General features: G+C 52.2%; 1 protein-coding gene and 1 pseudogene. Both read right to left on the reverse strand.

What is annotated here, in order from left to right; genetic code table 11:
• Positions 1–517: single-stranded DNA-binding protein (locus ACTHUR_RS13605; protein WP_440399062.1), on the reverse strand; the 517-nt coding region annotated here is incomplete at its 3' end.
• Between the two features lies 1 nt (position 518).
• Positions 519–761 (reverse strand): annotated as a pseudogene (locus ACTHUR_RS13610) (MFS transporter); the annotation flags it as partial.

Below are 761 nucleotides of genomic sequence, written 5' to 3' on the forward strand. Positions count from 1 at the left end.
TATCGTCGTCGATATCATCAACCGGAGCAGTCGGTTGTACCGGAGCAGGACGACGGGCTGGGGCGGCTGGGGGTTCTTGAGCTGGAGCAGATTGGTATTGCTGTTGTGGCGCTTGTTGGTAACTGCTTTGGCTTGAATGACCGCCTTGGTTGTAGCCGTCATCGTATGGTGCGCCGCCGCTGTTGTCGTTGCGGCCGCCGAGCATTTTCATTTCGTTGGCGATGATGTCGTAAGCGGTGCGCTCGATGCCGTCTTTTCCTTGGTATTTACGGCTTTGGATACGGCCTTCCAGGTACACTTGGCTGCCTTTACGCAGGTATTGACCGGCGATCTCGGCGAGTTTGCGGTACATGGTGATATTGTGCCATTCGGTACGTTCTACGCGTTGGCCATTACGGTCGTTCCACGTTTCACTGGTGGCAACGCTGAAGTTACAGACGGCCTCGCCGTTGGGCATATAGCGGACTTCCGGGTCGCGGCCGAGGCGGCCGATGAGGATAACTTTATTCAATGACATTTTACACTCCTGTGATAATTTTTTCGGCGGCCTCTTGGTCGAATCCTTTTTGCAAGGCCTTGATATAAATGGTTTGTTTGTCTGCGCTAAAGCTGATGCTTTCAACGCCTTCAATTTCGGTCAATTTTTGGTAGAGCAAATCCGGATTTTGTTGCCATTCGGCGTTAAGCGGATAGCTGAGGTTTTTGACAGGTTTTGGTGCCGGCGAAATGACTGCCAATACCAGCCACAGCAACATCAATAC

It is taken from the genome of Neisseria sp. P0021.S007 (assembly GCF_051956855.1).